The sequence below is a fragment of the Mesorhizobium tianshanense genome (assembly GCF_007830515.1).
GTDB classification, from domain to species: Bacteria; Pseudomonadota; Alphaproteobacteria; order Rhizobiales; family Rhizobiaceae; genus Mesorhizobium; species Mesorhizobium tianshanense.
Genome location: NZ_VLKT01000005.1, coordinates 43,617 through 69,491, shown reverse-complemented (window position 1 = coordinate 69,491; position 25,875 = coordinate 43,617). Strand labels below are relative to the sequence as shown.

At 60.4% G+C, this 25,875-nt stretch carries 28 protein-coding genes and 1 tRNA gene; 14 read left to right on the top strand and 15 right to left on the bottom strand.

Annotation, left to right across the window (positions count from 1 at the left end; all coding sequences use genetic code 11):
• The first annotated feature begins 12 nt into the window (after positions 1-12).
• From IQ26_RS05305 to IQ26_RS05295, 3 genes are all read left to right on the top strand, one after another.
• On the top strand, positions 13-819 hold the full coding sequence (locus IQ26_RS05305; RefSeq protein ID WP_145714603.1) for a HugZ family pyridoxamine 5'-phosphate oxidase: 807 nt from the start codon (positions 13-15) through the stop codon (positions 817-819).
• A gap of 128 nt (positions 820-947) precedes the next feature.
• On the top strand, positions 948-1,286 hold the full coding sequence (locus tag IQ26_RS05300) for an ArsR/SmtB family transcription factor (protein WP_126034449.1): 339 nt from the start codon (positions 948-950) through the stop codon (positions 1,284-1,286).
• A gap of 144 nt (positions 1,287-1,430) precedes the next feature.
• Complete coding sequence (locus IQ26_RS05295; protein WP_145714601.1) at positions 1,431-2,234, top strand: TrmH family RNA methyltransferase; 804 nt, start codon at positions 1,431-1,433, stop codon at positions 2,232-2,234.
• Between the two features lie 31 nt (positions 2,235-2,265).
• Here the strand turns inward: IQ26_RS05295 and IQ26_RS05290 are convergent, their stop codons facing one another.
• Entirely contained in the window at positions 2,266-3,432 is a 1,167-nt protein-coding gene (locus IQ26_RS05290; protein WP_145714599.1) for a coiled-coil domain-containing protein, read from the bottom strand.
• A 125-nt stretch (positions 3,433-3,557) separates the two neighbouring features.
• Positions 3,558-4,094, bottom strand: coding sequence for a DUF1134 domain-containing protein (locus tag IQ26_RS05285; RefSeq protein ID WP_240547018.1), 537 nt, complete (start codon positions 4,092-4,094; stop codon positions 3,558-3,560).
• Positions 4,095-4,510: 416 nt separating this feature from the next.
• Between IQ26_RS05285 and chpT the strand changes: the two genes are divergently transcribed.
• The gene (gene chpT / locus IQ26_RS05280; protein WP_126034453.1) at positions 4,511-5,140 is read left to right on the top strand and encodes a histidine phosphotransferase ChpT; all 630 of its coding nucleotides are present in this window, start codon (positions 4,511-4,513) and stop codon (positions 5,138-5,140) included.
• A 247-nt stretch (positions 5,141-5,387) separates the two neighbouring features.
• Positions 5,388-5,756: a response regulator gene (locus IQ26_RS05275; protein WP_145714595.1), complete on the top strand. Its 369-nt coding sequence runs from the start codon at positions 5,388-5,390 to the stop codon at positions 5,754-5,756.
• 158 nt (positions 5,757-5,914) lie between these two features.
• Here IQ26_RS05275 and ctrA read toward each other — a convergent pair whose 3' ends face one another.
• Entirely contained in the window at positions 5,915-6,610 is a 696-nt protein-coding gene (ctrA, locus tag IQ26_RS05270; protein ID WP_006203583.1) for a response regulator transcription factor CtrA, read from the bottom strand.
• A gap of 450 nt (positions 6,611-7,060) precedes the next feature.
• Between ctrA and IQ26_RS05265 the strand changes: the two genes are divergently transcribed.
• Positions 7,061-7,438, top strand: coding sequence for a flagellar export protein FliJ (locus tag IQ26_RS05265; RefSeq protein WP_029349790.1), 378 nt, complete (start codon positions 7,061-7,063; stop codon positions 7,436-7,438).
• A gap of 97 nt (positions 7,439-7,535) precedes the next feature.
• On the opposite strand, the gene IQ26_RS41015 is transcribed toward IQ26_RS05265, so the two are convergent.
• The 3 genes from IQ26_RS41015 to sciP are packed head-to-tail and all read right to left on the bottom strand — an operon-like array spanning position 7,536 to position 8,342.
• Positions 7,536-7,667, bottom strand: coding sequence for a hypothetical protein (locus IQ26_RS41015; RefSeq protein ID WP_276316404.1), 132 nt, complete (start codon positions 7,665-7,667; stop codon positions 7,536-7,538).
• The gene (locus IQ26_RS41010) at positions 7,664-8,110 is read right to left on the bottom strand and encodes a winged helix-turn-helix transcriptional regulator (protein WP_276316403.1); all 447 of its coding nucleotides are present in this window, start codon (positions 8,108-8,110) and stop codon (positions 7,664-7,666) included. The genes IQ26_RS41015 and IQ26_RS41010 overlap by 4 nt, the downstream gene beginning before the upstream one ends.
• Complete coding sequence (sciP, locus tag IQ26_RS05255; RefSeq protein WP_006203587.1) at positions 8,067-8,342, bottom strand: CtrA inhibitor SciP; 276 nt, start codon at positions 8,340-8,342, stop codon at positions 8,067-8,069. The genes IQ26_RS41010 and sciP overlap by 44 nt, the downstream gene beginning before the upstream one ends.
• Positions 8,343-8,600: 258 nt before the next feature.
• Between sciP and mnmA the strand changes: the two genes are divergently transcribed.
• Positions 8,601-9,791, top strand: coding sequence for a tRNA 2-thiouridine(34) synthase MnmA (gene mnmA / locus IQ26_RS05250; RefSeq protein ID WP_145714592.1), 1,191 nt, complete (start codon positions 8,601-8,603; stop codon positions 9,789-9,791).
• A 54-nt stretch (positions 9,792-9,845) separates the two neighbouring features.
• On the opposite strand, the gene IQ26_RS05245 is transcribed toward mnmA, so the two are convergent.
• On the bottom strand, positions 9,846-10,811 hold the full coding sequence (locus IQ26_RS05245; protein ID WP_145714590.1) for a Gfo/Idh/MocA family protein: 966 nt from the start codon (positions 10,809-10,811) through the stop codon (positions 9,846-9,848).
• A 344-nt stretch (positions 10,812-11,155) separates the two neighbouring features.
• Here IQ26_RS05245 and IQ26_RS05240 point away from each other — a divergent pair.
• Positions 11,156-11,232: transfer RNA gene (locus IQ26_RS05240), tRNA-Met, on the top strand.
• On the opposite strand, the gene IQ26_RS05235 is transcribed toward IQ26_RS05240, so the two are convergent.
• Complete coding sequence (locus IQ26_RS05235) at positions 11,189-12,814, bottom strand: recombinase family protein (RefSeq protein WP_145714827.1); 1,626 nt, start codon at positions 12,812-12,814, stop codon at positions 11,189-11,191. The two genes, IQ26_RS05240 and IQ26_RS05235, sit on opposite strands and share 44 nt — an antisense overlap.
• Positions 12,815-13,244: 430 nt before the next feature.
• Here IQ26_RS05235 and IQ26_RS05230 point away from each other — a divergent pair, with 430 nt between their 5' ends.
• Together IQ26_RS05230 and IQ26_RS05225 are read left to right on the top strand one after the other, a co-directional pair.
• Entirely contained in the window at positions 13,245-13,682 is a 438-nt protein-coding gene (locus IQ26_RS05230) for a PIN domain-containing protein (RefSeq protein WP_240547015.1), read from the top strand.
• Positions 13,679-13,930, top strand: coding sequence for a hypothetical protein (locus tag IQ26_RS05225; RefSeq protein WP_145714586.1), 252 nt, complete (start codon positions 13,679-13,681; stop codon positions 13,928-13,930). Before IQ26_RS05230 ends, IQ26_RS05225 begins: the two co-directional genes overlap by 4 nt.
• Positions 13,931-14,530: 600 nt before the next feature.
• On the opposite strand, the gene IQ26_RS05220 is transcribed toward IQ26_RS05225, so the two are convergent.
• The gene (locus IQ26_RS05220; protein WP_208760109.1) at positions 14,531-15,247 is read right to left on the bottom strand and encodes a hypothetical protein; all 717 of its coding nucleotides are present in this window, start codon (positions 15,245-15,247) and stop codon (positions 14,531-14,533) included.
• 149 nt (positions 15,248-15,396) lie between these two features.
• On the opposite strand from IQ26_RS05220, the gene IQ26_RS05215 reads away from it, so the two are divergent.
• Positions 15,397-15,633 (top strand): helix-turn-helix domain-containing protein, encoded by a 237-nt coding sequence (locus IQ26_RS05215; RefSeq protein WP_208760111.1) that lies wholly within the window; start codon positions 15,397-15,399, stop codon positions 15,631-15,633.
• A gap of 332 nt (positions 15,634-15,965) precedes the next feature.
• Positions 15,966-17,444 (top strand): protein adenylyltransferase SelO, encoded by a 1,479-nt coding sequence (locus IQ26_RS05210; RefSeq protein ID WP_145714584.1) that lies wholly within the window; start codon positions 15,966-15,968, stop codon positions 17,442-17,444.
• 286 nt (positions 17,445-17,730) lie between these two features.
• Here the strand turns inward: IQ26_RS05210 and IQ26_RS05205 are convergent, their stop codons facing one another.
• Positions 17,731-17,961: a hypothetical protein gene (locus IQ26_RS05205; RefSeq protein WP_145714582.1), complete on the bottom strand. Its 231-nt coding sequence runs from the start codon at positions 17,959-17,961 to the stop codon at positions 17,731-17,733.
• Between IQ26_RS05205 and IQ26_RS39425 the strand changes: the two genes are divergently transcribed.
• Positions 17,921-18,148, top strand: a complete 228-nt coding sequence (locus IQ26_RS39425; protein ID WP_162457867.1) for a hypothetical protein — start codon at positions 17,921-17,923, stop codon at positions 18,146-18,148. The genes IQ26_RS05205 and IQ26_RS39425 overlap by 41 nt on opposite strands.
• Here IQ26_RS39425 and IQ26_RS05200 read toward each other — a convergent pair.
• From IQ26_RS05200 to IQ26_RS05190, 3 genes are read right to left on the bottom strand one after another with little or no spacing between them, the layout of a single operon-like run.
• Complete coding sequence (locus tag IQ26_RS05200) at positions 18,145-18,876, bottom strand: SDR family oxidoreductase (RefSeq protein WP_145714579.1); 732 nt, start codon at positions 18,874-18,876, stop codon at positions 18,145-18,147. The genes IQ26_RS39425 and IQ26_RS05200 overlap by 4 nt on opposite strands.
• A 49-nt stretch (positions 18,877-18,925) precedes the next feature.
• On the bottom strand, positions 18,926-19,387 hold the full coding sequence (locus IQ26_RS05195; RefSeq protein ID WP_145714577.1) for a VOC family protein: 462 nt from the start codon (positions 19,385-19,387) through the stop codon (positions 18,926-18,928).
• A 41-nt stretch (positions 19,388-19,428) separates the two neighbouring features.
• Positions 19,429-19,629, bottom strand: coding sequence for a YjiS-like domain-containing protein (locus IQ26_RS05190; RefSeq protein ID WP_145714575.1), 201 nt, complete (start codon positions 19,627-19,629; stop codon positions 19,429-19,431).
• 171 nt (positions 19,630-19,800) lie between these two features.
• Here IQ26_RS05190 and IQ26_RS05185 point away from each other — a divergent pair, with 171 nt between their 5' ends.
• Positions 19,801-20,751 (top strand): transcriptional regulator GcvA, encoded by a 951-nt coding sequence (locus IQ26_RS05185; protein WP_145714573.1) that lies wholly within the window; start codon positions 19,801-19,803, stop codon positions 20,749-20,751.
• Between the two features lie 168 nt (positions 20,752-20,919).
• Here IQ26_RS05185 and IQ26_RS05180 read toward each other — a convergent pair whose 3' ends face one another.
• Positions 20,920-24,390, bottom strand: coding sequence for an AAA family ATPase (locus IQ26_RS05180; RefSeq protein WP_145714571.1), 3,471 nt, complete (start codon positions 24,388-24,390; stop codon positions 20,920-20,922).
• Complete coding sequence (locus IQ26_RS05175; protein WP_145714569.1) at positions 24,387-25,646, bottom strand: metallophosphoesterase family protein; 1,260 nt, start codon at positions 25,644-25,646, stop codon at positions 24,387-24,389. The genes IQ26_RS05180 and IQ26_RS05175 overlap by 4 nt, the downstream gene beginning before the upstream one ends.
• Positions 25,647-25,875 lie beyond the last annotated feature (229 nt).

The window sequence follows — 25,875 nt, the reverse complement described above, 5'->3', positions numbered from 1 at the left end:
CGAGGTGAGCGTTTGACTGAACGGAAGAAGGACGTGATTCGCGACACCGACGCCAAGGCGATCAGGCTGGCGAAGACTCTGATCCGCAGCGCCCGTTTCGGCGCGCTGGCAGTGATCGAGCCCGGGACCGGTTCGCCGCTGGCCAGCAGGGTTGGCGTCGCCACCGATATCGACGGCACGCCGCTGGTCCTCGTATCGATGCTGTCCGCGCATACCGGCGCGATCCTTGCCGACCCGCGCTGTTCGCTGCTTGTCGGCGAGCCCGGCAAGGGCGACCCGCTGGCGCACCCGCGAATAACGCTCGTCTGTCGAGCGGCGAGGATCGAGCGCGGATCCGGCGAGCACGCCCGCGCCGAACGGCGTTATCTCAACCGCAATCCCAAGGCGAAGCTCTATGTCGGACTTGGCGACTTCTCGATCTTCCGCCTCGAGCCGGAGCGCGCCAGCCTCAACGGCGGCTTCGGCAAGGCCTATTTGCTCGAGCGCGCCGATCTGGTCACAACCGCACCGGTCGTCGAAGAGCTTGCCGCCGGCGAACAATCCGCCCTCGACCACATGAATGCCGACCATAGCGATGCAATTGCCGTCTATGCGCGCCATTTCGCCGGAGCCGGAGGTGACGGTTGGGTCGTCACCGGCTTCGATGCCGATGGCATGGACCTGGCGTTGGGCGACGATGTCTGTCGGGTTTTCTTCCCGGAGCCGTTGGCGGCGGCGCGCGAACTCAGGCACGTTCTGGTCGACATGGCAAAGACCGGCCGGGCGGTTGACCAAACACAGCCCGACAGTAAATCGCTTCGGATCGAAAGCAACCCTTGAGATTTGAGCCAAATGTTCTACCCTTTCCCGGTAGCGTTGAATCGCCAGCGCACATTCACAAGTGAGTCTATGGAGTCAGACGCTATTGCCCCCATAGCGTCGGATAAGCAGGAAGGTATGGGGGATCGATGGTCTCGACAAAACTAATCGCCAACGCCGAATCAGCAGCTACGTTCCTGACGCTGATGGGCAACGAGAAACGACTGTTGATCATGAACTATCTGGCGGATGGTGAAATGTCGGTCGGCGCCATCGCAGAGAAGGTTCTGCTCAGCCAATCCGCCCTGTCACAACATCTGGCCAAATTGCGGGCGCTCGATCTCGTCGAGACCCGACGCGACCGGCAGATGATCTATTATTCTTGCAAATCCGAGGCCGTGCGCGAACTTCTCAACATGCTTGACGGGATTTTCGGTGAGGGTGAGTTGTCGCAGATGGCCTACCGCCTGCGCCGTGCCGGGGCTTGACCGATTGATGCATGTCACCCCCAAAGCATGCTCTTGGGCGTGAACCCTGGGGCGCAGCGCTTTCGGGATGACGACATGCATAGAGACAAGAACCGGCTCACGTGCTTTTTACCTCGCTGATAATTTTTCCTCGCTGAGGAACAGATGCGCCCCATTCATATCGACGACCCGCAAGACCCGCGGGTCGCCGCCTATCTCGACATCCGTGAGCGCGATCTTGCCGGCCGGCAAGGCCGCTTCGTTGCCGAAGGCAAGGTAGTGCTCGAAATGCTGCTCGCGGCCAAACGCTTTACGGCCGAATCGGTGCTGGTGCTCGAAAGCCGGCTGGCTGGCCTCGATGAAACCCTGCGCAAGGCGCCAATGGATCTTCCGATCTACGTCGCGGCCAGCGAGGTCATGGACAGAATCGCCGGCTTCCACATGCATCGCGGCATATTGGCGATCGGTCGCAAGGGCGTAGCGCAGCCCGCTGAGGCCTTGCTGGACACCTTGCCCGCCGGCGCGCTGATCGTCGTTCTGGTCGGCATTGCCAACCATGACAATATGGGCTCCATCTTTCGCAACGCCGCCGCCTTCGGCGCCGATGCCGTGTTCCTGGACGCAACCTGCTGCGATCCGCTGTATCGCAAGGCGATCCGCGTCTCGGTCGGCGCCGCGCTGAAAGTTCCCTTCGCCTCCTTCACCGAGACCGTCAGCTTCACCGCGGCGCTCAACCGGCTGGGCTTCGGCCAGTTCGCATTGTCGCCACGCGGGCAAACCGACATCCGCGATGCCAAAAGGACTGAACGGCTGGCGCTCTACCTCGGCACCGAAGGCGAAGGCCTGCCCGAGAGCCTGCTCGCCCGCCTGCTGACGGTGCGAATCGGTATGGCTGAAGGTTTTGACAGTCTGAATGTCGCCGCCGCGTCGGCCATCGCATTGCATCATTTTTCCGCAAGCAGGGCCTGAGCCGCGAGAGACAGCATCCACTGCCTGCGTTTCAATGCGTCGATTCGGCCTTCTGCAGCGCCCGCACGCGATCGGCAAGGCTGCGTTCGCCACCTCCCGGTTGCTTGGGTGCCGCAAGCACCTTGGCAATCGGCGACTCAGGCCCCTCGAGCTTCGCCGTCAAGACGACGACTTGCGCCGCCAGGTCGCTCATCTGCTCGCGCAACGCCGCTGTGGCGAGGCGCGTGTCGTTGCCGTCTTCGGATTTGGATACCTCGAAGGCGGCAAGATCCGTTTTCAGCCTCTTGTTCTCACGGGCCAGCGCCGTCAGCGTCGCCTCCAGCCGCTCCCGGTCGCTGTCGAGCTTGGCGATCGCTTTTTCGACGTCGTCGCCCTGGACGGCCGCACCAGCCTGATTGCCTTGCGCTCCGACGAGACGCACCGCCGACGCGTTTTCCACGCTTTCGTTTTTCGACTTTTCGCGAAGCCGCGCGATTTCCTTTTCGCGGCGGCCAAGCTTGTCCTCGCGATCGGCCAGCGTGGCGAGCAGGCGCTCGACCTTCTTGTCCAGGTCGCCGGCCCTTTTCTTCTCAGCCTTCAAATCGTCTCGCGCGGCTTTGCTCTCGGCTGCGATCTCCTGCTGACGCCTGTCCGCCTCCTTGCGCTGGCTGCGCAGCACTGAAATGTCGTCGGCCAGCTTTTGCAGTTCGGATTCGCGCGCCACAAGTTCGATCTGGCGGCTGCTGGAGGAAAAGCTGGCGTCGTCATACATGTGCTCCAGCTTTTCCAGCTCGAGCGCACGCTTTTCCAGAGCGCGCTCGGCTTGAGCAAGCCGATCCGACAGAAGCTGCAACTGGTCTTCGCGTTGGCGAAGTTCTTTGTCCTTGGCTTCGAGTTCGGAAAGTGCCTGTTTCTTGTCCTTCTGCTCGACCGCCAGCCCCTTCAGGGCCTCGTGGCAGTGGCTGATCTCGACAAGCTGTTCAGCCGATTTCTCGCGCAACGATTTGACGCTCATTTCGAGCCGGCGCATCGGCATGGCGAACTCGGCTCGGATGCGATCCTTGTCCGCCTGGATCTCGGCCAGCGTCAGCGGCATCGAGCCCTCGACACGTTGGCGCGTCAACATCACGGCCCGCCGCCAGATGGCCGGGGCAATCATCAGCGCCAGAAAGGCGGCGCAGAGAAAGCCGAGGACAAAGAACAGGACCGACTGAACCAAGGTGACTATCCGTTATGGACGGCAAACAACCGTCAGGGACTGTGCCACGTTCGCATGACGGAATTCCAGCGCTGCGGCAAGGGTCTGCCGCAGCAATGTTTCGAGGTGACGAGGCAACCGCCTGCTCAGAACGGATTCCAGGTGGCTCGCTGGGTAAGTTTGAGATAGCCGAGATTGACGCCAAGCCGGGCGCCGACGCCGGTACGGATCGGCACCAGCAGCATATTGTTGTTCTTCATCACGTTGAAGCCGACGCCGGCCACGATATAGGCAGAGCCGGCAACGCCGCCGAAACGATTGTAGAGGCTGTTCACATCGTCGAGATTATAGATCAGCATCATCACCCGCGAGCCCTCGCCGCCGAAATCCCAGCCAAGTGACGGCCCCTGCCAGAACACTTTGTGATCGCCGGCATTCTTGGTGTAGAGCGTGCCCTCGCCATAGGTCAGTCCACCGATCAGCGCACCCGAGCCCTCCTCGCCAAGCAAATAGCCATTGGGCAGGCCGTAGGAGGAGAAGATCTTCTCAACGACGGTTGCGAGCCCGCCCGACGTCGCGCCGAAGAATTTATGACCGGAATCGACGATCTCCTGAGCGGTGTATTGCTGGGCCCGCGAAGCCGAGGTTGAAAAGACGACAAGACCCACGAGAGCGATCGCCATTGAGATGACACGGAAAAAACTCCGGTCAGAGATGACACGGAAGAAAGTCCGGTCGTAGTATCGGGAAAACATGCTTCCAATCTCCGTCAGGGAGCACTTTCGCCGACGCCTCGCATCCGTACGGCTCTTTGGCGGCCGTTAAGGATGACTGTTATGGGCAAACTATGCCGTAATCCTTTTTCAACCATTAAGCTTTCACATGAAGATGGCGGTTAGAAGGCTGGTTTCGCGTCGCCCGCGCAGTCCCGAACCCTGCGTGAACACACCATTTTCGATAACAACAATTCCGGATTTGTTGCTGCACGCTCAGGCGCTGTGTATTCAGTAGGCCTTGGGAGAGAGCGTGATTCGTTTGGACAGGCCCGATCATTGATCGCCCGGCCATTTCTAGTGAAATTTTGCAGGGACTTTCGCCTATGGCTGAGCTTTTCACCCTTTCCGCACCCGATCTCGCGGCGCTTTTGTGCAGCCGGGTCTGCCACGACATCATTTCGCCGGTCGGCGCCATTAACAACGGGCTTGAGCTGCTCGATGAAGGCGGCGCCGACGAAGACGCCATGAAATTGATTCGCCAGAGCGCCAGAAACGCTTCGGCCCGCCTGCAATTCGCCCGCATCGCGTTCGGCGCAGCCGGTTCTGCCGGCATGATGATCGATACCGGAGACGCCGAGGCCGTTGCCATCGCCTTCCTGAAGAACGAGAAGCCGGAACTGGTCTGGAACGGAACCCGCGCGCTGTTGCCCAAGAACAAGGTCAAGCTGCTGCTCAACCTCATTCTCGTCGCCAACGCCGCCATTCCGCGTGGCGGCAAGCTTGCAGTCACACTTGAAAACCTGGACACCGAACCACGCTTTGCGCTCGCCGCGAGCGGTCCGATGCTGCGCGTGCCACCCAAATTCCTGGAACTCCATTCCGGCCATAAGCCCGAGGAACCGATCGACGCGCATTCGGTGCAACCCTACTACACGCTGCTTCTGGCGCGCGAGGCCAACATGACGATATCGATTCACGCGACAGCGGAAGAAATCGTGCTTTCCGCTGCCTGAAGTTTGCCAAGCTGGTTGAAAAGAACAGATAAGTATTTTTTCGGGCAATACTTAATGAGATACCACACTCGAATGCGACGAGCCTCCGCGCCTAGCTCGACCTGAAGCATCGATGAAGAAGTCTACGTAAAAGCCGTTCTTGCAAAAATTTTACGTAATGGCTTTTCGGCTTCTTTACCGGATGGACCTATGGTGTCTTTCAGTACGGTAACGTTGCCGGATTGCCGCATGGCAAAGGGGGCCGGAAATGAAACGCTGCATGTTCGTCGACGATTCGAGCGTCATCAGGAAGGTTGCAAAGCGCATCCTGAATGGTTCCGACATGCTGGTTATCGAAGCAGCCAGCGGGCTTGACGCGGTTGAGATGTGCGCCGCCGACATGCCGGACATTATCATCGTCGACGGCGCCTTGCCGGACATACAGGCGGTGGACGTCATCCGCCGCGTGCGCGCCATGGAAAGCCCGGTTCGGCCCCAGATCCTGATTTCGCTGGTTGAGGTCGACGTGGCTTCGATCATGCGAGCAAAGCGCGCCGGCGCTCAAGGCTATCTGCTGAAGCCGTTCAACCGGCCGCAACTTCTCGAGTGCTTCCGCACCTTGAAAACAGCCGCCTGACCCTCCGACTGTCAGCCGACCTTCGGTCCCGAAAAGGACCATGTGCACATTGGAGCGTACCTTGTGCGTTTAAGCGGACGCACGCTCTAATATCTGCAACATAAACGCAAAATCCGGCCGAAGCCGGATTTTTGTCCGATCGGGTCGGCGTTGTCGGCTCAGGCGCTGACTCGGATATCTTCCGGCTCGCGCAGCACATAGCCGCGGCCCCAAACCGTCTCGATGTAATTCTGGCCGCCGGAAGCGGCGTCGAGCTTCTTGCGCAGCTTGCAGATGAAGACGTCGATGATCTTCAGTTCCGGTTCGTCCATGCCGCCGTAGAGATGATTGAGGAACATTTCCTTCGTCAGCGTCGTGCCCTTGCGCAGCGAGAGCAACTCCAGCATCTGGTATTCCTTGCCGGTCAGATGCACGCGCTGGCCACCGACCTCGACGGTCTTGGCATCGAGATTGACCACCAGGTCGCCGGTGGTGATGACCGACTGGGCATGGCCCTTGGAACGCCGCACGATAGCGTGGATGCGGGCGACCAACTCGTCCTTGTGGAACGGCTTGGTCATGTAATCGTCTGCGCCGAAGCCGAGGCCGCGTACCTTGTCCTCGATGCCGGCCATGCCGGAGAGGATGAGGATCGGCGTCTTCACTTTGGAAAGACGAAGTGTTCTCAAGACCTCATATCCAGACATGTCGGGAAGGTTGAGATCGAGAAGGATGATATCATAGTCGTAGAGCTTGCCTAGATCGACACCTTCTTCGCCAAGATCGGTCGTATAGACATTGAAACTTTCCGATTTCAGCATCAGCTCGATGCTTTGTGCGGTTGCACTGTCATCTTCTATCAGCAGAACACGCATTTCATTCCCCTTTTCTGCTGCCGGACCATTTCACGACCCGTCCAGGACCGGAGCAGTGATTGCCTGAGCAGAGGCTGCCATCGAATGGTTAACAAAACCTAATTCCGTGCCGATGACGGTATCAGATTTTTTAACCCCTTTCTACACCTTGTTGAATCTAATGACGAATCACAGGACCAAACCGCTAATGCAAAACATTAATAAGCCAGACTAAGTGACTCTTCGGACTCGCCGGCCGTGCTTCCGCGTCGAGAGCCGGAATTTTTACCCGGCCTTAAGTCCTGAGCCGTATGATTAACAATGCCCGTAAACGAATGGTTACCGCCGGTAAAAAACTTTAGGAGTTTGTTTCCCATAGTTCCGGTAAAGTCGGTGGAGACGGGTGAAGCCTGCGTTTGCCAGGTGGATTGGACGATATGTGCAGGTGTGCGTTTCCAGGAGTACCGAATCATGAAGTCACGTGAAAACCTCGTTCGGCTGAAGCAATTTCAGGTGAACGAGAAGCGGCGGCAATTGCTGCAACTCGACATGATGATCGCCGAGTTCGAGCGCATGGCAGTGGAACTGGAGCTTCAGATCACCGCCGAAGAAAAGAAGGCCGGCATCACCGACATCAACCATTTTGCCTATCCAACCTTCGCCAAGGCAGCGCGCCTGCGCCGCGACAACCTCAGAAATTCGCAAAGCGACCTCGCCCAGCAGCGAAGCGTTGCCGAATCACTGCTCGGCGAAGCCGAAGCGGAACTTTCCAAAGCGGAAATGCTCGAATCGCGCGACACCAAGATCCGCGACGCCGAGACCGGCGGCCGCAGCGCCATGATCGGTTGAAAACAAGGCTTTTAAGGCCAATCGAACGCCTGGCGATAAGGGCGTTGCTCATCTGAAACGTCGCCGCTCGTTGGTCGAGCAGCCACCAGTTTCACGCCTACGCTACCAAATCCCCTTCATGTTCCGCGACCGCCCGTGCCCGGGCATTCTTGATGTCGGGCGCATGTTGCTCCGACCAGGACCTTATCTGATTGAGCAGCCCCGCCAGGTTCTGACCGAGTTCGGTCAATTCGTATTCGACCCGCGGAAAACCCGAAAGATCTCGCGCCGTACCAGGCCATCGCGTTCGAGGAGGCGCAGCGTCCGCATCAGCATTTTCGGGGAGATGCCTTCGAGCTTGCGCGCCAATTCACCGTTGCGCAGCCGGCCCCGGCGCAATGCGCAGACCACCATATTGACCCATTTGCTGGCCAGCATCTCAAGCTCGGAACTTGGCAAGCTTGTCGATGCGAAAGAGCTTGCCGTCCACGTAGCAAGACCTTTCCATTCGAAAAGGCAGGCGCTCCCCATGCCTTTCTCGCCACCAAGCCGATCGATAAGGTGGTGCTGACGCTCTGAAGCAGAGAGAACCGTTCCGGCAAAACAAAAAAGGGCGCGGATTCTCGCGCCTTTTGACTCCGAATCAGTCTTAATGCCGATATTGCTGGATGCGCGTCGTTCGCAATCCGGCAAGGCCGTACTCGTCGATAGACGCCTGCCAGGACAGGAACTCCTCGGTGGTCAGCTTGTAGCGCTGGCACGCCTCTTCGAGGCTCAAAAGCCCGCCGCGCACAGCCGCCACCACTTCCGCCTTGCGCCGGATAACCCAGCGACGTGTGTTCGTAGGCGGCAGGTCGGCAATCGTAAGGGGGCTGCCGTCCGGCCCAATAACATATTTGACTCGCGGTCTAACAAGATCGGTCATCGTACTCTCTACTAAAACTCAAAGACCCAATCCACACCACAATACCGCCACAGCTTTAAAATTTGCCTAAGCAGACCCTAATAGCTAGGTAAGGATCATGAACGCCGCGTTAGTCTTTTCGTCGGCATTTGAGATATCTGCCCGCAAGCGCTGAATCCGTTCAAAAAAAATCGGCCAGTTCGCGAAGCTGGCGCACCTGGAAAGCTTGACCTATATTCCTGCCATTGGCATTCAAGTGCCGTGCAGAACGAAAGAGCCATGAACAGCCTCGATCTTCCCGAATGTCCCGAAAACACCCGCGTCGTTGTGGCCATGTCGGGCGGCGTCGATTCGTCGGTCGTTGCCGGTCTTTTGAAGCGCGATGGCTACGACGTCGTCGGAGTCACGCTGCAGCTCTATGACCATGGCGCGGCAACGCACCGGGCCGGCTCGTGCTGCGCCGGCCAGGACATCGACGATGCGCGCCGCGTCTCCGAGACGCTCGGCATTCCGCATTATGTGCTCAATTACGAGGAGCGCTTCCGCAAGGCGGTGATCGATCCCTTCGCCGAGAGCTATGTGGCCGGCGAAACGCCGATCCCTTGCGTTTCCTGCAATCAGACGGTGAAGTTCGCCGACCTTCTGGCGACCGCCAAGGAGCTCGGTGCCGATGCGCTGGCCACCGGCCATTACATCCGCTCCGGCGCCAACGGCGCCCATCGCGCCCTGTACCGGCCGGTCGACGCGGACCGCGATCAGAGCTATTTCCTGTTCGCCACCACACAGGCACAGATAGACTATCTGCGCTTTCCGCTCGGCGGCCTGTCGAAGCCGGAGGTTCGCGCCATGGCCGAGGACATGGGGCTGACGGTCGCCGCCAAGCAGGACAGCCAGAACATCTGTTTCGTGCCGCAGGGCAAATATTCCGACATCATCGCCAAGCTGAAGCCGGCTGCCGCCAATCCGGGCGACATCGTCCATATCGACGGCCGCGTTCTCGGCCGCCATGAAGGCATTTTGCGCTACACGATCGGTCAGCGCCGTGGCATCGGCGTAGCCTCGGGCGAGCCGCTCTACGTCGTCCATCTCGACGCCGACCGGGCCCGCGTCGTCGTTGGCCCGCGCGAAGCGCTGGAGACGCACAAGATCTATTTGCGCGACATGAACTGGCTGGGCGACGCTGCGCTGTCCGACATCCCGGCGGCCGGGCTGGAGCTTTTCGCCAAGGTCCGCTCGACACGCCCGCCACGCCCGGCCGTGCTGCATCACAGCGCCGGCATCACCTCGGTGGAGTTGGTCGACGGCGAGTCCGGGATCGCTCCCGGCCAGGCCTGCGTGCTCTATTCCGACGACGAAAACGAGGCCCGTGTGTTCGGCGGCGGTTTCATCGAGCGTTCCGAGCGTGGCGCCGAAGCCGAGGCGATGCTGACGCGGCTGGCAGCCCGGCCAGCGCAAGTTCCCGCCGAATGATCCCGATTCTACCGGGATGGATCAGGCTCCAACTAACACAGCGGCATTTTTCTCTCAGGAAGACGATCCCGTGTGGGTAACCGTGCCCGCGGTCAGGATGCGCAGCACCCTGATGGCTTCCTCGCCGCTGGTGCGCGGTTCTGCCCGCGTCTCGATGCATTGGATGAAATGCTCGAGCTCTCGCGTCAGCGGCATGCCCTCGCCCACCGCCACATAGGATGGCTCGTTGGTGGTGAAGGCCCATTGGCCGCTGTCTTGCCATACCGCGTGCCGGTAGACGGCGAGCTTGCGCTCCCACGGTTCGACATCGTCGAACACCGCCATCGCCTTGGTGCCGACCACGGTCAGCCGTCGTTCGCGGTAGGGATTGAGCCGCGACGCGAAGAGATGGCTGCGCAGACCGTTGGGAAAGCGCATGTGCAGATGCGCGAAATCGCTGAGATTATCGAGGAGCGCTGCCCCCTCGCCGCGCACTTCGATCGGTTCCGTGCCGGTGATGGCGAGGATCATCGACAGATCGTGCGGCGCAAGATCCCACAGCGCGTCGTTCTCGGTATGGAACTTGCCGAGCCCGAGCCGGTGCGAATGGATATAACGGACCTCGCCGAGTTCGCCATTGTCGATCAGCGCCTTCAACGTCTCGAAGGCGGGATGGAAGCGCAGGACATGGCCGACCATGAAGACGCGGCCGTTGTCGGCCGCTGCCTTCACCGAACGTTCGGCATCCGCCACCGTCAGCGCGATCGGTTTTTCCACCAGCACGTCCTTGCCGCCCTGGACGGCTTGCACCGCCATGTCGGCATGGAACTGCGGCGGCAGCGCCATGACGATGGCGTCGATGTCGTTGCGGACAAACAGCGCCTCCGGCTCGACCGCCAGACAATCCTGTTCACTGGCGAACCCTTCGGCACGGGCACGGTTGACGTCCGAGACCGCGTGCAGCGCGCCGAGCGCCTTGAGGGTGCGGATGTGGTTGCTGCCCCAGTATCCGCAACCGAGGACTGCAATGCGCGGTTTCATCAATTCCAACTCTAGAATTTCGTGGCCGAGACATAGCGGCGCGCCCCGTCGAACTCAACCCCGGCATGTGCGCTCAAATGTCTGCCCGGCAAACCTTTTCGGCGACTAGAGCGACATGCGTCCACTTGGACGCACAAAGTGCGCGTCTCAGTGCGCGTCTCAAGACTTTGAATCTTTGCATCGTGCTTTCCGAAAACCGATTCCGATGCGACGGAATATGCCCGGCATGCCGGCTGCATCGATGCTTGACAGGCTTGCCGTCCCAACCTTATATCCGCCCGACCTTGGCGAACGCTTCGATATGCCTTCCGATTTAAGGTGGATTTCGGGCCTTTCGCCACCCTGGCGGGGTAGCTCAGTTGGTTAGAGCACGGGAATCATAATCCTGGGGTCGGGGGTTCAAGTCCCTCTCCCGCTACCATCACTGCAGCGCTAGGCGCTGTTCCTGGTTTACGATTTGGCAGGTTGAGAAGCTCCGCCAGAGCACCGCGGACTTTCAGCTCAACCTGTCCCTTACGCTCCGTCGGAATGATCTCGATCCCCGTGACCAGCGAGCGGATGATCCTCGCCGCCTCGTGGCGTTCGCGCTCATCGGATTGCAATGCGTCCTGGAGCTCGGATACTTGCCGACGGTAAACCGTCACCGCTGTCGGATGAAACTCCACAATGCTTGCTGCGGCCGCCATCGCCTGAAGCTCTCGGGCCAGATTCTCCTTTTCGCGCTCGAGGTCCAGCAGCTTCGATTTCATGCTGGTCGTCGCGACACCGTCAGCGATGGCATCGACGATGTTAGCGATCTGCCTGTCGATGCCGGCATGCCGCCTTTCGACTTGCCTTTGCCGTTCGCGGTTCATGGCGTTCAGTCGCTTATGCTCAGCATGATATTCAGCAAGGAAGCCCGCAATGGCATCGGGCGCCAGCAAGCGCCGCTGGATGCCTTCAAGCACACGCTTCTCAAGCTCGCCAACACGGATCGTCCTGTTATTGGTACAAGTGCCTTTCTCACGGTGCGCGGCACAAGCAAGCTGGTCTCTGTTTTTCACCGTATAGGAAGCGCCACAGCGGCCGCACCGCACAAGCCCCGAGAACATGTGCTTCGGCCGTCGGCGGTGATGGAGCTTCATGCCTCCATAAAGCTTCTTGCGGGCTTGCACCGCATTCCACAGCTCATCGTCGATGATACGCAGATGCGGCACTTCAACGACCTGCCAGGTTTCCGGCAGATTCGGCCGCGAGATGCGCCTCCCAGTTTCGGGATCCTTGCACATTTGGACACGATTGAAGACGAGCAGCCCGATATAGGCTTCGTTGTAGAGAAAGCCGCTTCTCCGCTTGAGATTGCCATTGATGGTCGAGGGGCCCCACGTACCCCCAAAGGGTGATGGGATACCTTCCTTGTTGAGCCCTGCAGCTATCGCACGCGCCGATTGACCAGCCGCGAACTCCCGAAAAATCCGACGCACGACCTCGGCTTGATCTTCATCGATCTCGCGCAGACCGCGGATCGGTTCGCCGCGTTCATCGAGCTTTTTGACCACACGATAGCCATAGGAGAGGCCGCCGGCGTTGTAGCCGTTCAATATGCGGCCGCTTTGGCCCCGCCTGATTTTGGTGGCAAGATCGCGCAGGAACAACGCGTTCATCGTTCCTTTCAGGCCCACGTGCAGTTCGTCTACGGCGCCCTCAGAGAGAGTGACGATCCTGACACCTGCAAAGCGCAGCCGCTTGAAGAGGCCGGCAACGTCTTCCTGGTCGCGTGACAGGCGATCGAGTGCCTCGGCTAGAATGATCTCAAATTGCCCGCTTTGAGCATCGGCGAGAAGCCGCTGGATGTCTGGTCGACGGATGATGCTTGAGCCGGATATCGCGGCATCGACATAGGTTCCAACGACAGTCCACCTCTCCCTGGCCGCGAGCTCTCGGCAAAGCCGCAGCTGATCCTCGATAGAGGCTTCGCGCTGGTTGTCAGATGAGTAACGAGCATACAGCGCGACACGGGTCATGAATTGCTCCTCTTCCTCTCGTTGCTATTGTCCGCCGCCGTCCCCACCCTCCCCTTCTGACGGTGTTTTCTCAGGAGGATGAGCTTTGTTGTCGTTGGCCGCCTGCAATTCCTCGAAATGCTCCCGAGCAACCCGCCGACCCAACAAACGGGCGATCGACAGGACGGCTCGTTCAGCCATCTCTCGTGCCGACATCTCAGCCCTGTAATCATGGCTTGCACTGTCGTTCCCAGCCTCGTCCACCATGGCATGCCCGCTCTTCTGTGTAGATCGAGGGCATTGAGCGGCGTGATGATCAGCAAGACAAGTTCAGTTGCCGCGCTGTCGTAGTGTGGCGTGCAAATACTTGAGCACTGCGATTTGGAATTCCGAAGCCAGGCCAAATCGCCAAAAGCTCTGCCCTCTTGCAATATCGCCCGCGATATCCAGTATGCTTTGTATGACACTGCTTCTCTATATGGCGACCATGGTGGCGGCGATCCGAAGTGACGCTGGCGCCTCGCGCCAACTGTTGGTGGCGGCCTTGGAGAGCCGGCTGACGCTCATCGCTTCGGTGCCGTTGATGATCGAGTACGTGGCGGTCATGACAAGGCCCGAGCACCTTGAGGCTTCCGGCCTGTCGGTCGAGGATGTGAACGCGTTGCTCGATGCCGTGGCGGCCGTCGCCGAGCCGGTTCGCCTTCTCTTTCTCTGGCGACCCGCCGTTCGCGACCTGGACGACGACATGGTGCTGGAAGCTGCGGTAAACGGACGGGCGGATGCTATAGTGACGTTCAACCTACGCGACTTCGGCAAGGTGGCCGAGCGCTTCGGTATCATGGTGCTGTCGCCGGGTGAGGCGCTGAGACGATTGGAGACAAAGACATGAGGAGAAGCAATTTCGCCCTGCGGCTTCAGCTCTCGCTTCTCGATGAGGCGCGCAAAGTGGCCGAGAGCGAAGGCGTGCCGCTCAACCAGTTCATTAACGTTGCAGTCGCTGAGAAGCTTTCGGCGCTGCGCACGGAAAGCTACTTTCAGGAACGCGCTGCCCGTGCCGATAACCCCAAGGCGCTGGACATCCTGAGTCGGGCCGGCAAAGGGAAGGCGCCGATCAAGGGCGACGAATTGCCGGAGTAATGTCCGAGGGGTGGAGCGGTAACGCTCGTGCCGGAGCCTTGTCTGCGTCCAAAGCGGCCGCCGGGCCGAAAACTGCCGGTCAAGGCTGGCGCTGCACGCGCCACCGCGAAGCGGCTCTGGCCTTGACGGGCTGGCTCCTCTCGACAAGCGGCCAGTTCCCTCGCCGGACATAATCTTCCCTATAGACATAATCTTCCCTATAGAGAAGAGCATGGACGAGCCTTGCCGGACGCTGCTTCCGCTTCGGAATCGGGCGAACCCGCTTGAAGATGGGTGAATACCCGAAACCAGAATCGGAACTCCTGTGTCCGCCCGTCGCAATGCGCCGAGAAGGCGTGCCAGGCGATTGTGGTCGCGGCAGTCTCTCCCCAAATGGCTTTCGCTGCCTCTGCAGCTTCAGGCACGGTCCATTTCTCCAGGGCGGCGTCGCGGGTGAAGGCGTCCAGCAGATTGGGATCGCTCGCCGTCGGATGGTGAGATGACCCCCTCACGGTTGAAGGGTGATGGGAGGCAGACGCTTCGCTGCGAGTTGAGGGGTTCTCGGCTGAAGCCGGAAGTTGGGCTGGACGGATCTTCATATCTCATCTCCTTCTTCGTCTTTCAGGCGCGGAAACAGCAGCCGGACTGCCGCCTGCGGAGCTTGGATTGCTGCTCGCCTTGAAAGAACTGTTCCGGCATCGTCTGCTGTGCGATGCGCACCAGATCGTTGAGCGCCGAGCGGATTTGCGGCCAGGGGAACTCGGAGCAGCCCTCCCAGGCTTCGCCCTCGCGCAACACGGCATCGAGCTTGCCCGCCACGCCGGCGAGGCTCGTGGCGGGGGTGGTTGAGAACGCTTCCAGCAGATCCTGTGCCCGCTCGCCAGCCTCGCGCTCGGCCCTGAGTGCTGCGGTGTAACCGGTCTCCTCGGCAACCGCATCCCAGCGTGCCTGATGCACCGCGAAATCAGCTTCGGCCGTCCCGCGGAGAGCCGCCCTATCCGGCTCTTTGCCAAGCACTTCATTGAGCGCCTCGATCGAGTGGACCGTCACGTCCTCACCCTCGGGCAGGCGGAGGGTCACACAAGGAAAGCCGACGCTCTCGACAAGCCTCGTCTCCAGACGCTGCTGCCTGCGGCAAAGCCGCTCGGTCAACCTGTGGGCATTCTGCCATTCGCGCCAGAGCACCAGCGCTGGGTCGGGCGGCATACTGGCTGCAGCTTCGTTGCCGGCAAGCGCACCTTTCTCAAGCATCAAAGCGGTGGACGCGAACATCCCTCCCGCAAGCACTCGCCTGCGAGTGACGAAAGGCAGAGTCATGCTATTGTCGGAATCAGCCATGATCCGAGCTCCAATCAGCTTGGGTTGTGGTCAGGCTGCTGAGGGTGGTTGCACACCGACAGCAGCCGCTTTCAAGCGAAAAATCGTATCAGAGGTACGATATTGAAGATGCGGCGATGGATCAACAAAAATCGTACCACGGTTACGAAATGAATGCAGTTCAATGCAAGATGGCACGTGTCGCATTGGGCTGGGGGACTCGAGAGCTAGCCCTAAAAGCGAATGTATCTCCCGATACCATCGCGCGGTTAGAAAGAGGCGAGCAGTTAAAGAATTCAACCATCGCTGCAATTCGTACGGTCTTCGAAGCGGCCGGGATCGAATTCATTCCGGAGAACGGTGGCGGCGCTGGTGTTCGCTTGTCACAGCGTTCCGCTGGCGCATGACAATGGGCTTTTTGAGCCGCCGCACATGTGCGGCTAGCCGCCCAAATCGGCGAGATTGAACGCCTCATTTGGGGCCGAATGGCGGCTTAAGGCTACCGATTCGCGAAGACCAAACGTTCGCTGGCGCGAGAAGCGTCGTAGCCGTTCCGCTCGAAGAGGCTACTTGCCCGAAGGCACTGACACATCCATTTCTGGCACGTAGCTGGAAATGAAGTTCGAGCATCGCCACATCAGCATACGGACCGGCAGTCTGATGGCACTATTGTCATTAATAACAATCTTTGCGACCGACGAAGCGTCTCGCGACTGCCGTTGATGTTTGAGGAGTGTGAATGACGGTACGCTTTGCATTTGACAACAGCTATGCTCGGCTGCCGAGTTCGTTTTATGCGCGTGTTTCCCCGACCCCGGTCTCCGCACCGCACCTCCTCAAGCTTAACCAGGAGCTGGCCGTCCAGCTCGGGCTCAACCCGGTAGAACTCGCCACGCAGGCAGGTGTTGAGATTCTTGCCGGCAAACGGATTCCCGAAGGTGCCGAGCCGATCGCTACCGCCTATGCCGGACACCAGTTCGGCCAGTTCGTGCCGCAGCTCGGCGACGGAAGGGCAATCCTGCTAGGCGAGATCGTCGATCAGGAAGGAGTGCGCCGGGATATCCAGCTAAAGGGCTCCGGCCGAACACCGTTTTCCCGCGGCGGCGACGGGCGGGCGGCGCTTGGCCCCGTTCTGCGCGAGTACATTGTCAGCGAGGCCATGGCGGCTCTTGGCATTCCGACCACTCGGGCGCTTGCTGCGGTCATGACGGGTGATGAGGTGATACGAGAAACCTACCTGCCAGGCGCAGTGCTGACACGGGTCGCATCCAGCCACATGCGGATCGGAACCTTCGAATTCTTCGCGGCGCGCGGGGACGTGGATGCGGTGAGGGCTCTCGCTGATCACGCGATCGCCCGGCACTACCCGGATGCCGCGGGTGCTGCTCGCCCCTACTTGGCACTGCTGGAAAGTGTGATTGCGCGCCAAGCGAACCTCGTAGCGCAGTGGCTGCTCGTCGGCTTCATTCACGGGGTTATGAACACCGACAACATGTCTATCGCCGGCGAGACGATTGACTATGGCCCCTGCGCTTTTCTGGACATCTACAATCCCAAGACGGTATTCAGCTCGATCGACCAGTTAGGTCGCTACGCTTATGCCAATCAGCCTGCGATCGCCCAGTGGAACCTGACGCGGCTGGCGGAGTGTCTACTGCCCCTCCTGGCTGAGGATCAGGACAAATCCGTGGAGCAGGCCCAAGAGGCGCTTTCTGCCTTCGCAGCACGGTTCAGCGACGCGTATAATAGTGGCTTGCGTAGCAAGTTGGGACTTTTGTCGGAGCGGGAGGGCGATCTTGCGCTGACGCAGGATCTTCTCGATCGGATGGTCGCTGGCAAGGCGGACTTCACCTTGACTTTCCGACGCCTGAGCGAGGCCGCTATGGGACCCGAAGGCGACGTCGCGGTGCGCAGCCTCTTCGAAGACCCTGCCCCATATGACGATTGGGCCGAGCGCTGGCGCAAACGGCTCGGGCAAGAGCCGCAGGAAGGTTCAGCGCGCCGGGCTTCCATGCAGCGCGTCAATCCGGCCGTTATCCCGCGCAACCACCGCGTTGAGGCGGTCATCGAGGCCGCCGTGGAGAAACAGGAGTTCGGACCGTTCGAGGACCTTCTGACCGTGCTCGGCAAGCCATACGAAGTCCAGCCAGGCTTCGCGAGCTATGCCGAGCCACCACCGCGCGATGGCCGCGTCTATAAGACCTTTTGTGGGACCTGAACCTGAGGTTCGTTGCGAAGAGATGCGTTGGATGACGAAAAAGAGCGCTCGATCGCGCGCGCGACGTTCCGGCTAGCATTCCAAGCTTTGCGCTCCGGCATCGCAGGATCGTGCTGGAAATGTCCCATCGTGCTTCTCCTTCGGGCACCATTGGCCAGAAGGGAAGCGAAAGGGGACTAGTCGGCAGCGGGGCCGCTAGCGGACTGGCAGCTCGCGTGAAGAGTTTCGGGCGCCGGCAGGCGTACGAAAGTCCCCGAAGAACGAACCCGCGGGCCACAGGCGATGGCTATGGGGATTTCGGATTTCGGCTGATGTCGGGGATGGTGCGACCGCCGTCGGGAAGCGCCATGATGGATGCGGACAGGCCGCTTCGTTGCGCCTCCGCGCGGTATTGTCGGCCCGGCGCGCGGCTGGGCGCCGCCCTGTCGGCCTCGATGATCACCATGGAAGCGCATGCGTCCGTTGCCGGAGGCTGAGTGCCTGCGGCTGAACGCTGGACCATGTCATGCCGGGTCATGGGGCGGTCTCCCGGTTCGCCGCGGCCTTGTCCGGCGGTCCGCGCGGCTGCCTCCACCGTTCGAACACTTCATCTCGACGATCGCCTGCTGGCGGACATCGGGCTGGCGAGCGAGGAGACCATCGACATCGGCGCTCGCCGGCCGATCGGCGCATCCATTGCATCGACTTCGGGCGAGCTTCGCTAGATCAGCCGGTGGCCGCCGTCGATGTGCACCGTCTCGCCGGTCGTGAAGTCGCTCTCCATCAGGTATATGTAGGCGGGCGCGACGTCCGCGGGTTTGGCGATGCGGCCGGACGGCAGGCGGGCAGCGAGTTCCTCGAAATAGCCGTGCTTCGCGTCACCGACGATCTCGTCGAACATCGGCGTGTCGACCCAACCAGGTGAGACGACATTGACGCGCGTCGGTCCAAGTTCGAGTGCCAGCGCACGAGCGAAGGCGTCGAACGATTGGGCGACGGCAGCCACCACCGAGCCGCCGGGGACCGGCGGCTTGTCCTTGTTGATGCCGGACGTGAACGTCATTGAGCCGCCACGCTTCAAGGCTTTCGACGCGTGCTTGGCGAGCGTCATCGAGCTGATCATCTTCTCGTCGATGAAGCGGCGCGTTGCGTCGATGTCGATATCGCCGATCGAGTCGTTGGGTGGCGGCGTACCGGCCGTCGTCATGAAGTGATCGATCGCGCCGGCCTGTTTGAAGGCGCGGGCGACGTCTGCCTCCTTCGTCATGTCCGCTGCGATGCCGTGCACCTTCGTGCTTTTGCCGAGCACCTTCTCGGCCGCTTTCAGTTTTTCCGGCGAGCGGCCGACGATGAACACCTCCGCGCCCCGTTCGAGTGCTGCCTTCGCGACGCCGAGGCCGATGCCGCGGCTGCCACCAAAAATAAGAATCTTCTTGCCGTCGAGAGACGTCATGACATTGCTCCGATGAAATGATGTGGTGGTGGATGATAGATGAGGGCCGTCAGCCGCAGGTGGCGGCAGCCGCTTCGAGGTCGGCGATGACGATCTTCTTCATCTTATACATGGCCTGCAGAACGCGCTCCGCCTTCTCGCGGTCTGGATTTGAAAGCATCTTCAAGAGCGCGGTCGGCGTGACCTGCCAGTAGACGCCGAATTTGTCGGTCAGCCAGCCGCAGGGCTGTTCCTTGCCGCCGTCGGCAATCAGCGCGTTCCAGTAATAATCGGTCTCGTCTTGGTCCTCAGTCTCGACGAGGAAGGAGAACGCTTCGCTGTATCGCGTCGGCGAGTTCGCGTTGAGAGCAACGATCGGCAGCTTGGCCAGTTCGAAGCGCACGACCGAGATCTCGGGGTCCGGGATGTTTGTCGTTCTCAGGACCTTCGAGTCCTTGAACACGGATATGTAAAATTCCATCGCCTCTTCGGCCTGGTTCTGGAACCAGAGGTGGGGGAAGATCTTTGGCATGGCTCTTGTCCTTAATGATTGTTGGGGAGGACGCGGTTGAGTTATTTGCCGTCGACGATCGGGATGACCGTTCCGTCCCAGTCGCGCTCGAAGCCGAGGTCGCGCAGGCGGCGGTCGGAGAAGCGGTCAAGGGTGCGCATCGTCGAGCGGTGCTGGATGCCGGCGGTCAGGCGGGCGGCAAACGCGGTCGCGACGTTGCGCAGCGCGTTGAATGCCTCCAGCGGAGAGTGGACGCGGGTCATTTCGACGGGTCCGCAGGTGTTTAATGTTGCATGAACAGTGCTCACAGCTTGTTCCTTTCACGGTTGCGCCGGTGTTGGCGGCGGGGTGGAATGGCTGTAATCTGGGCAATTCGGGGCTGGACGACAAACGAGTAATTGTGCAGGATTTGTGATCAACGCTCACAAATAGCCATGCCCCGGAAACTCCCGCCTCTGACCGCTCTCCCGGCCTTCGACGCCGCCGCCCGCCATTTGAGCTTCACCAATGCCGCGGCGGAGCTGAACCTGACGCACGGCGCGATCAGCCGGGCGATCCGCAACATCGAGGACAGGCTCGGCGTGCAGCTGTTCGAGCGGGGAACACGGTCCGTTAAGCTCACACCCGCGGGCGCCATCTACGCTGCTGAAATCGGCACGGCTTTGGACCGGATCGGTGCAGCGACGCTCGTCGCCACAGCGGCGCGCTCGGCGAATGTGCTGACCGTCAGTACGTCGGACGGTTTTGCCGGGCGCTGGCTGGTGCCGCGGCTGTATCGGTTCCACCGCGACAATCGCGACATCGATGTGCGGCTCGCCACATCCGGTGTACTAGCGGATTTCATTCGCGACGGTATCGATATCGCCATCCGCTACGGCGCCGGCGGCTATGAAGGGGTAGTGTCGGAATTCTTGTCCGAGGAGGATGTCTCACCCGTCTGCAGTCCGGAGCTGCTGAAAGGGGAGCATTCGCTCCGTTTGCCGCGCGACCTGAAACATCACACGCTTATCCACGACAATTTCCGCATCGACTGGGCGACGTGGCTGCAACACGCCGGTGTCGAAGGCATAAATTCGAGCAGCGGCGTGAAGTTCGATTCCGCCACTTATGCCGTCGAGGCGGCGGTGCACGGCGAAGGCGTGCTGCTCGGCCGGAGCTCGCTGGTTTCTGCTGACCTCGCGGCAGGGAGGCTCGTGCGGCCCTTCGACCTCGCACTGAAATCGCGGTCGAAATATTACGTCGTCTATCCGGAAGGCGCGCTGCGGCAGAAGAAGGTTAAGGCATTCCGTGACTGGATCTTTGCCGAGATGCGGGCTGATCAGCCTGATGCACACAGGCGTTCTCCTGTGCCTGATCGCCCCTCTCGTCCACGCGATCGCGGTTAATGTCGTGCCGCATGTTACGCGAGCCTGTGTCATTTCAAATTCAGTGTTTAGTGCTGAACAGCCGTTAATCTCGCTAATCGCAAAGCGTTCCGTCGGCACGTCAGCTTTCAGGTAGTGGCAGAGCTGAGCTAAGTGTCTGACATTGTGGCGCGAAGCGGCCATCAAAGGTTATCCAAGCTCATGGATCCTTAAGCCAGGCACAGCAGCCTTGGCGATCTCGCATAGGTGCCGGTGATGCGTGAGGTAGATCACCTGACCCGCGCTTGCCATCTCACCAAATAACCTGAAAACCTCCTCGGAACGGAAATGGTCAAAGGTTTCCATTATGTCATCGGCAATGAATGGCACTGAGGGTCGAAACTGGGCAAACTCGTAATAACCGGCAAGCCTCAGGGCCAGGTAGAGCTGAAAACGCGCGCCCTTTGACAGCGCGTCGGCGACCTTGGATTGCCCGTCGTGCTGCAAGGCGATGAGGACCTCACTGCCTTTCACCGGTTGGGTTGCCAGACCCGAGTACTGACCGCGCGTGATGAGCGCGAAAGCGTCAGATGCCCGCGCCATCATCCCGGAGCGATGACGCTCGCGGTATGTGCGCAGAGCGTTTCCAGCGGACATGACTCCCAATTTCAGCTCGATATAGCGGACTGCCTTTTCCTCGATCTCGAGAAGAACGGTGCGACGTTCGGCATCTATTCGGGCAACAGCGCTGTCGCCGCCAATGGCGTCCAGCTTGTCGGACGCTCGCGTCTGCCGGATAAGCTGTTGTTGTATCGTCTCGTCAAGATCCCGAAGCCGTTGCTCGCTTTCAGCCTTCTCGATTGCGAGGCCATCGAAATCGAGAGCATCCAATAGCGAGCGCGCCTGCACGACGCCTTCCACCGCGAGCTCAGCCGACAACTGCTCCTCAAGTTCGGTGACGGCAGCGCGCAGACGATCTCTGTCCCGCAGCAGCTCGTCGCGTTCCACGACTTCGGATAGGCTGGCTACGCCAAAGACGCCCAAGACTTCGTTCTTGCGTCGCTCATGCGCCGCGATTTCGATGCCGAGGGCGTCACGAACATCTTGCAGGCGCTGCAGGTCTTCGACGAGGTTTGCCTTCGCCTCGCGCGAGCGATCGGCGCGCTCTAAGCGCTCAGCAAGCCGGATCGCCAGCTGTTCCGGTTCGTCATCGTTCGCCGGTTCACCCGCTTCGGCTGCAGCAGCGGTAACTTCGACAATGAAATTATCTTTGTCTGCCTCCATCTTCTCGATGCGGAGCTGCATGGCATCCCGATCCTGAAGGGTCTTGGACAGTTCAGCCAGTTGATCGAGTACGTTCCCGACGCCGGGTGCCGATATGCCGCTCTCGAGCCAGGTACCCTTAAGCACTTCGGCAACGCCGGCCAGCCAGTCCTCCTCACGCCTTTCTGCCACGTCCGCAGCCCGTCGTCTGGCTGCCAGATGTTCCTCCTTCGCGCTAACTGTTCGGATCGCCTCGGCACGTTCAGCGTCCACTTTGAGCTGCCTGTCGAGGAACAGCTCTGTGACGGCCATGATCGTGTCCACACTCTCTCCGGGGTCAGACTGTATTCCGACACTCTCCAGCGCGCCGCTTAACTCCAGGCGTATCTGGTCCCTCTCGTCGGCCGCCCGCCCAGCCTTCTTCCGTGCAACCTCGATCTCCTCCCACGCCACGAGCGCATCGGTCCGGGCAGAAGTGAAGCCCTCGATCAGTTCGATGAGACGCTCAGGCGACGATACCAGGCTGTCACCGAGCAGATCTCTTGCCGATACGCGGATTTCCGACAGTGCTGCTTCCACGTCCAAATCGACCTGGGAAAGTTGGGCGCTCGCACGCGAGATGACGGCCGCGGTTTCGGCAAGGCTGCGGGTCGTTGTTCGGATCTCGGCGAGCTCCCGCGCGTTGGCCAGACGAACTGCTCCAACACTGTCGTCACGAGCCAACGCTACCGCGAAATCGTCCGCTGTTTCGCCCTTAAGGTCATCTCGATGCCTTGTCCAAGCCTCGTCCCGGGCACGCCGGATGGCTGCGGCGGCTTCATCGTCCGTTACGTCGACCGAGGCGCGAAGGGCGTCCAGCCGCGCCGAGAGCAACTCGTGATTGCCCTGGTATTCGGCAAGACGTTCGGAAAGGACCGCCCTGCTCTTTCCAAGCTCTGCTGCGAGTGTTTTCCATGCGCCAACCTGCCGGGCGGTCGGAACTGAGATCTTAGCCAGCGCCTGAGCATCTCCGGACCAGGGATGCAGGCGCCGAACCGCCGCCTCCCATCGAATTCCGCCCTCGTCTTCCGCCTCACGGGCCGTCTTGATCTCCTTTAGGTGCCCACTCCCCCTCGCTTTTGACAAAGCCGATGTCAGCCTTGCCCTGGCTGGCTCGGGCACGGCCCTTTCTTCCCCGACCCGCTCACTTGCCGTCCGGAGCGCATCTAGGGCTGCCGCGGCTTCGTCGCGGGCGACGCGCACGCTGGTGGCGATTCCGGATCGCTGCTCGACCATATTGCGAACAGCACCAACAATGGCAGCAGGCAAAAGCAGCGCGGCAGGCTCTGGCTCGGAGGACCTTCCCAGAGCGGCAAGGCAGGTCGCTACGGCTTTATCGAGTATTTGCAGGTCCGTCTTACGACTGGGCAGGTCCAAGCCTGCCGAGATATAGCGCACCTTGCGATCCGCCAGTCCGCGAACCCGCTCGGAGATCGCAAGGATCACCTCATCCACCTCAACCGATGCGATTTTCATCGTCACTCGGTCGACTTCGTCGATGTTCGCCGACAGCCGGGTTCTCAGGCTGGCGTCCTCATCGATCATTTCGGCGACACTACCTGTCCAGGTCCTTGGCGGTGAAGCGATGTCCGGCAACTCAGCCAAACGGGCTGCCTTACGTCGGATATCCGCTAGGATCGGGACTGCGCGTAGATACTTCGCAATGGTATCGAGCCGGGCCGACAGCACCGACCGTTCGGTGATGCTGCGATCGTATTTTTCCGTCGCGTCAAGACGTTCGACCTCAAGGGTCTCGAACGTCGAAGCCAATGTGTCGATCGCATCCTTCCGGGACTTCAGTTCCGCAAGTCGCTTCTTGAGCAGCGCAAGTTCGGTTCCGTGTGCCTGCTTCCGATAGAGCCCGTCCGCTTCTGCCTCGAGCGCGCTCAATGTGTCGCTCGCGTGCCCAAGACCCGCGCTGGCTGTGAACAGGAGCTTGCCCAGGTCTCCACGCGATTCCAGTATCGATTTTCCGCCTGCTTCCAGGGTCTCGTCGTCCAACGAGAACATGGTGCCATATGCGTCCCGGGACAGACCTGCGAGATGTGCCGTAATCGCCACTTCGCTCACCGGTTGGCCCACGGCGTTCAACAACGAGTTGTTCCGTTGTTTCGTTCGTGAGAACGCATGCTCCTCTCCCCCGAATTCGAGCACGCCGCCGATGCGCATCGCGCTATACTCGTGGAGGAAATTGTAGCGGCTGCGTTCTTCAATCCCGAACAGCAAATCCAGATAGCCGGAGAGCGCGGTCGACTTGCCGGCCTCATTCAGCCCGAACACGATATGCAAGTCGGGCCCGGAATCCGGTTTTGGTCCAAACTCGATCGTCCTGTCGGTGAACTTTCCATAACGAATGAGATCAAGGCGCCGGAGCCTCATTGCGATCCACCTGCCTTGAGGCGGGCCGTGACCAAGTCAGCGCCGCTGACAAGAACCCTGTCGAGGAATAATTCCAGCGCAGCCTCGTCCTTTCCGGCGAAGTCGCGCCCGTCGGGCGGAAGATCCGCAATCATCTTCTGGACAAAAGCCCTCGCCTCGGCACGGAAGGCTTCCGAGCTGGCATCGGCGCGCATGGATTCGGCAAGTTCGAAGATCGGATCCGCAACGCCTTCCGCAGTTTCCGTCTTGGGCGCAGCGAGGTCCAGCTCGAGCTTTTCCACCCATGTGTCACCCACCTGTTCCGCGGCCTGCTCGGCTTCGGCGAGGAGCAGGTCCCTATCGCGGATCAGTGTCCACGACAGAGGCGACGCCCCGGTCAGACCGAGACGGACCACAACATGCCGGGACCTGACGGAAGGCCGGATATCTTCGAGCGCGGATCGGATTCGTCCGACGACTTCAGACCATTCAATCGTCCCGGTTAGGTCGACGCTCACCCGCTCGAATTGTGCGACACTCGTCAGCCTTTCCTCGATCACAACGGAACGGTCGTCACGTATCGTTACCAGTGTGACTGATTTTTCACCGGCCTCGTTGATATCCCTGCCTTGCGGCATTCCTGGCATCACCACCGTGCTCACTCCAGGATGGACTTTCCGGACATGGATGTGCCCAAGCGCCCAGTAGTCAAAACCATGGCCGTGCAAGTCAGCGGCACTGCAAGGGGCGTAGACGTCGTGCCCGGGCGATCCAGCCAGACTGGTGTGCATGATGCCCACGTTGACCGCCCCTTCACGGGCAGCTGAATACTTGGGGAGCAGGCTTTCCGGTGCCTTTGGATTCGCGAAGCTCAATCCATGGAACATGACGTCCAGCCCGCCGGCTGTTTGGAGCACTGACTGGGGACGGCCACCGAAGATCGTTACCGTGTCCGGAAACACGAGCTGTTTCGATATCCGCGACATTGCGTCGTGGTTTCCGCGGATCTTGAAAACCCGGATACCGGCCTGGTGGAGGCGAGTCATCTGCGACGCCAGGAACCGAGCCGTTTTCATCGAAGTCTGATCGCCATCATAAAGATCGCCGGCAATGACAAGTGCGTCGACACGCTCCGCAAGGCAGAGATCGATAATGGAGACAAACGCCTGGCGACTGGCGTCTCCGACGAATTCGGCAAGATCGGAGTTTCGCATCGCAAGGGAACGGAGCGGCGAGTCGAGATGAATATCGGCCGTATGTATGAAGCGAAATGCCATTGGGCGATCTCCGACCCCGAACAAGGGACGTGGTTCGACGCGAATTTTTCGACACTCGGGCCCAGCGGTCCGAGCTCAGGGGACTCTTAATTCAAACGCTTGCTAGCCGGCTTCGCCACCCCGCACACCCGGTTAGCAAAGCCCAACCGCTTTCGGCAACTCTCTTCAAGGGTTTGGAGTGTGGCGATAGGACCCTTGATGGGTTTCGCCGGGAAATGCTGCAGTCAGC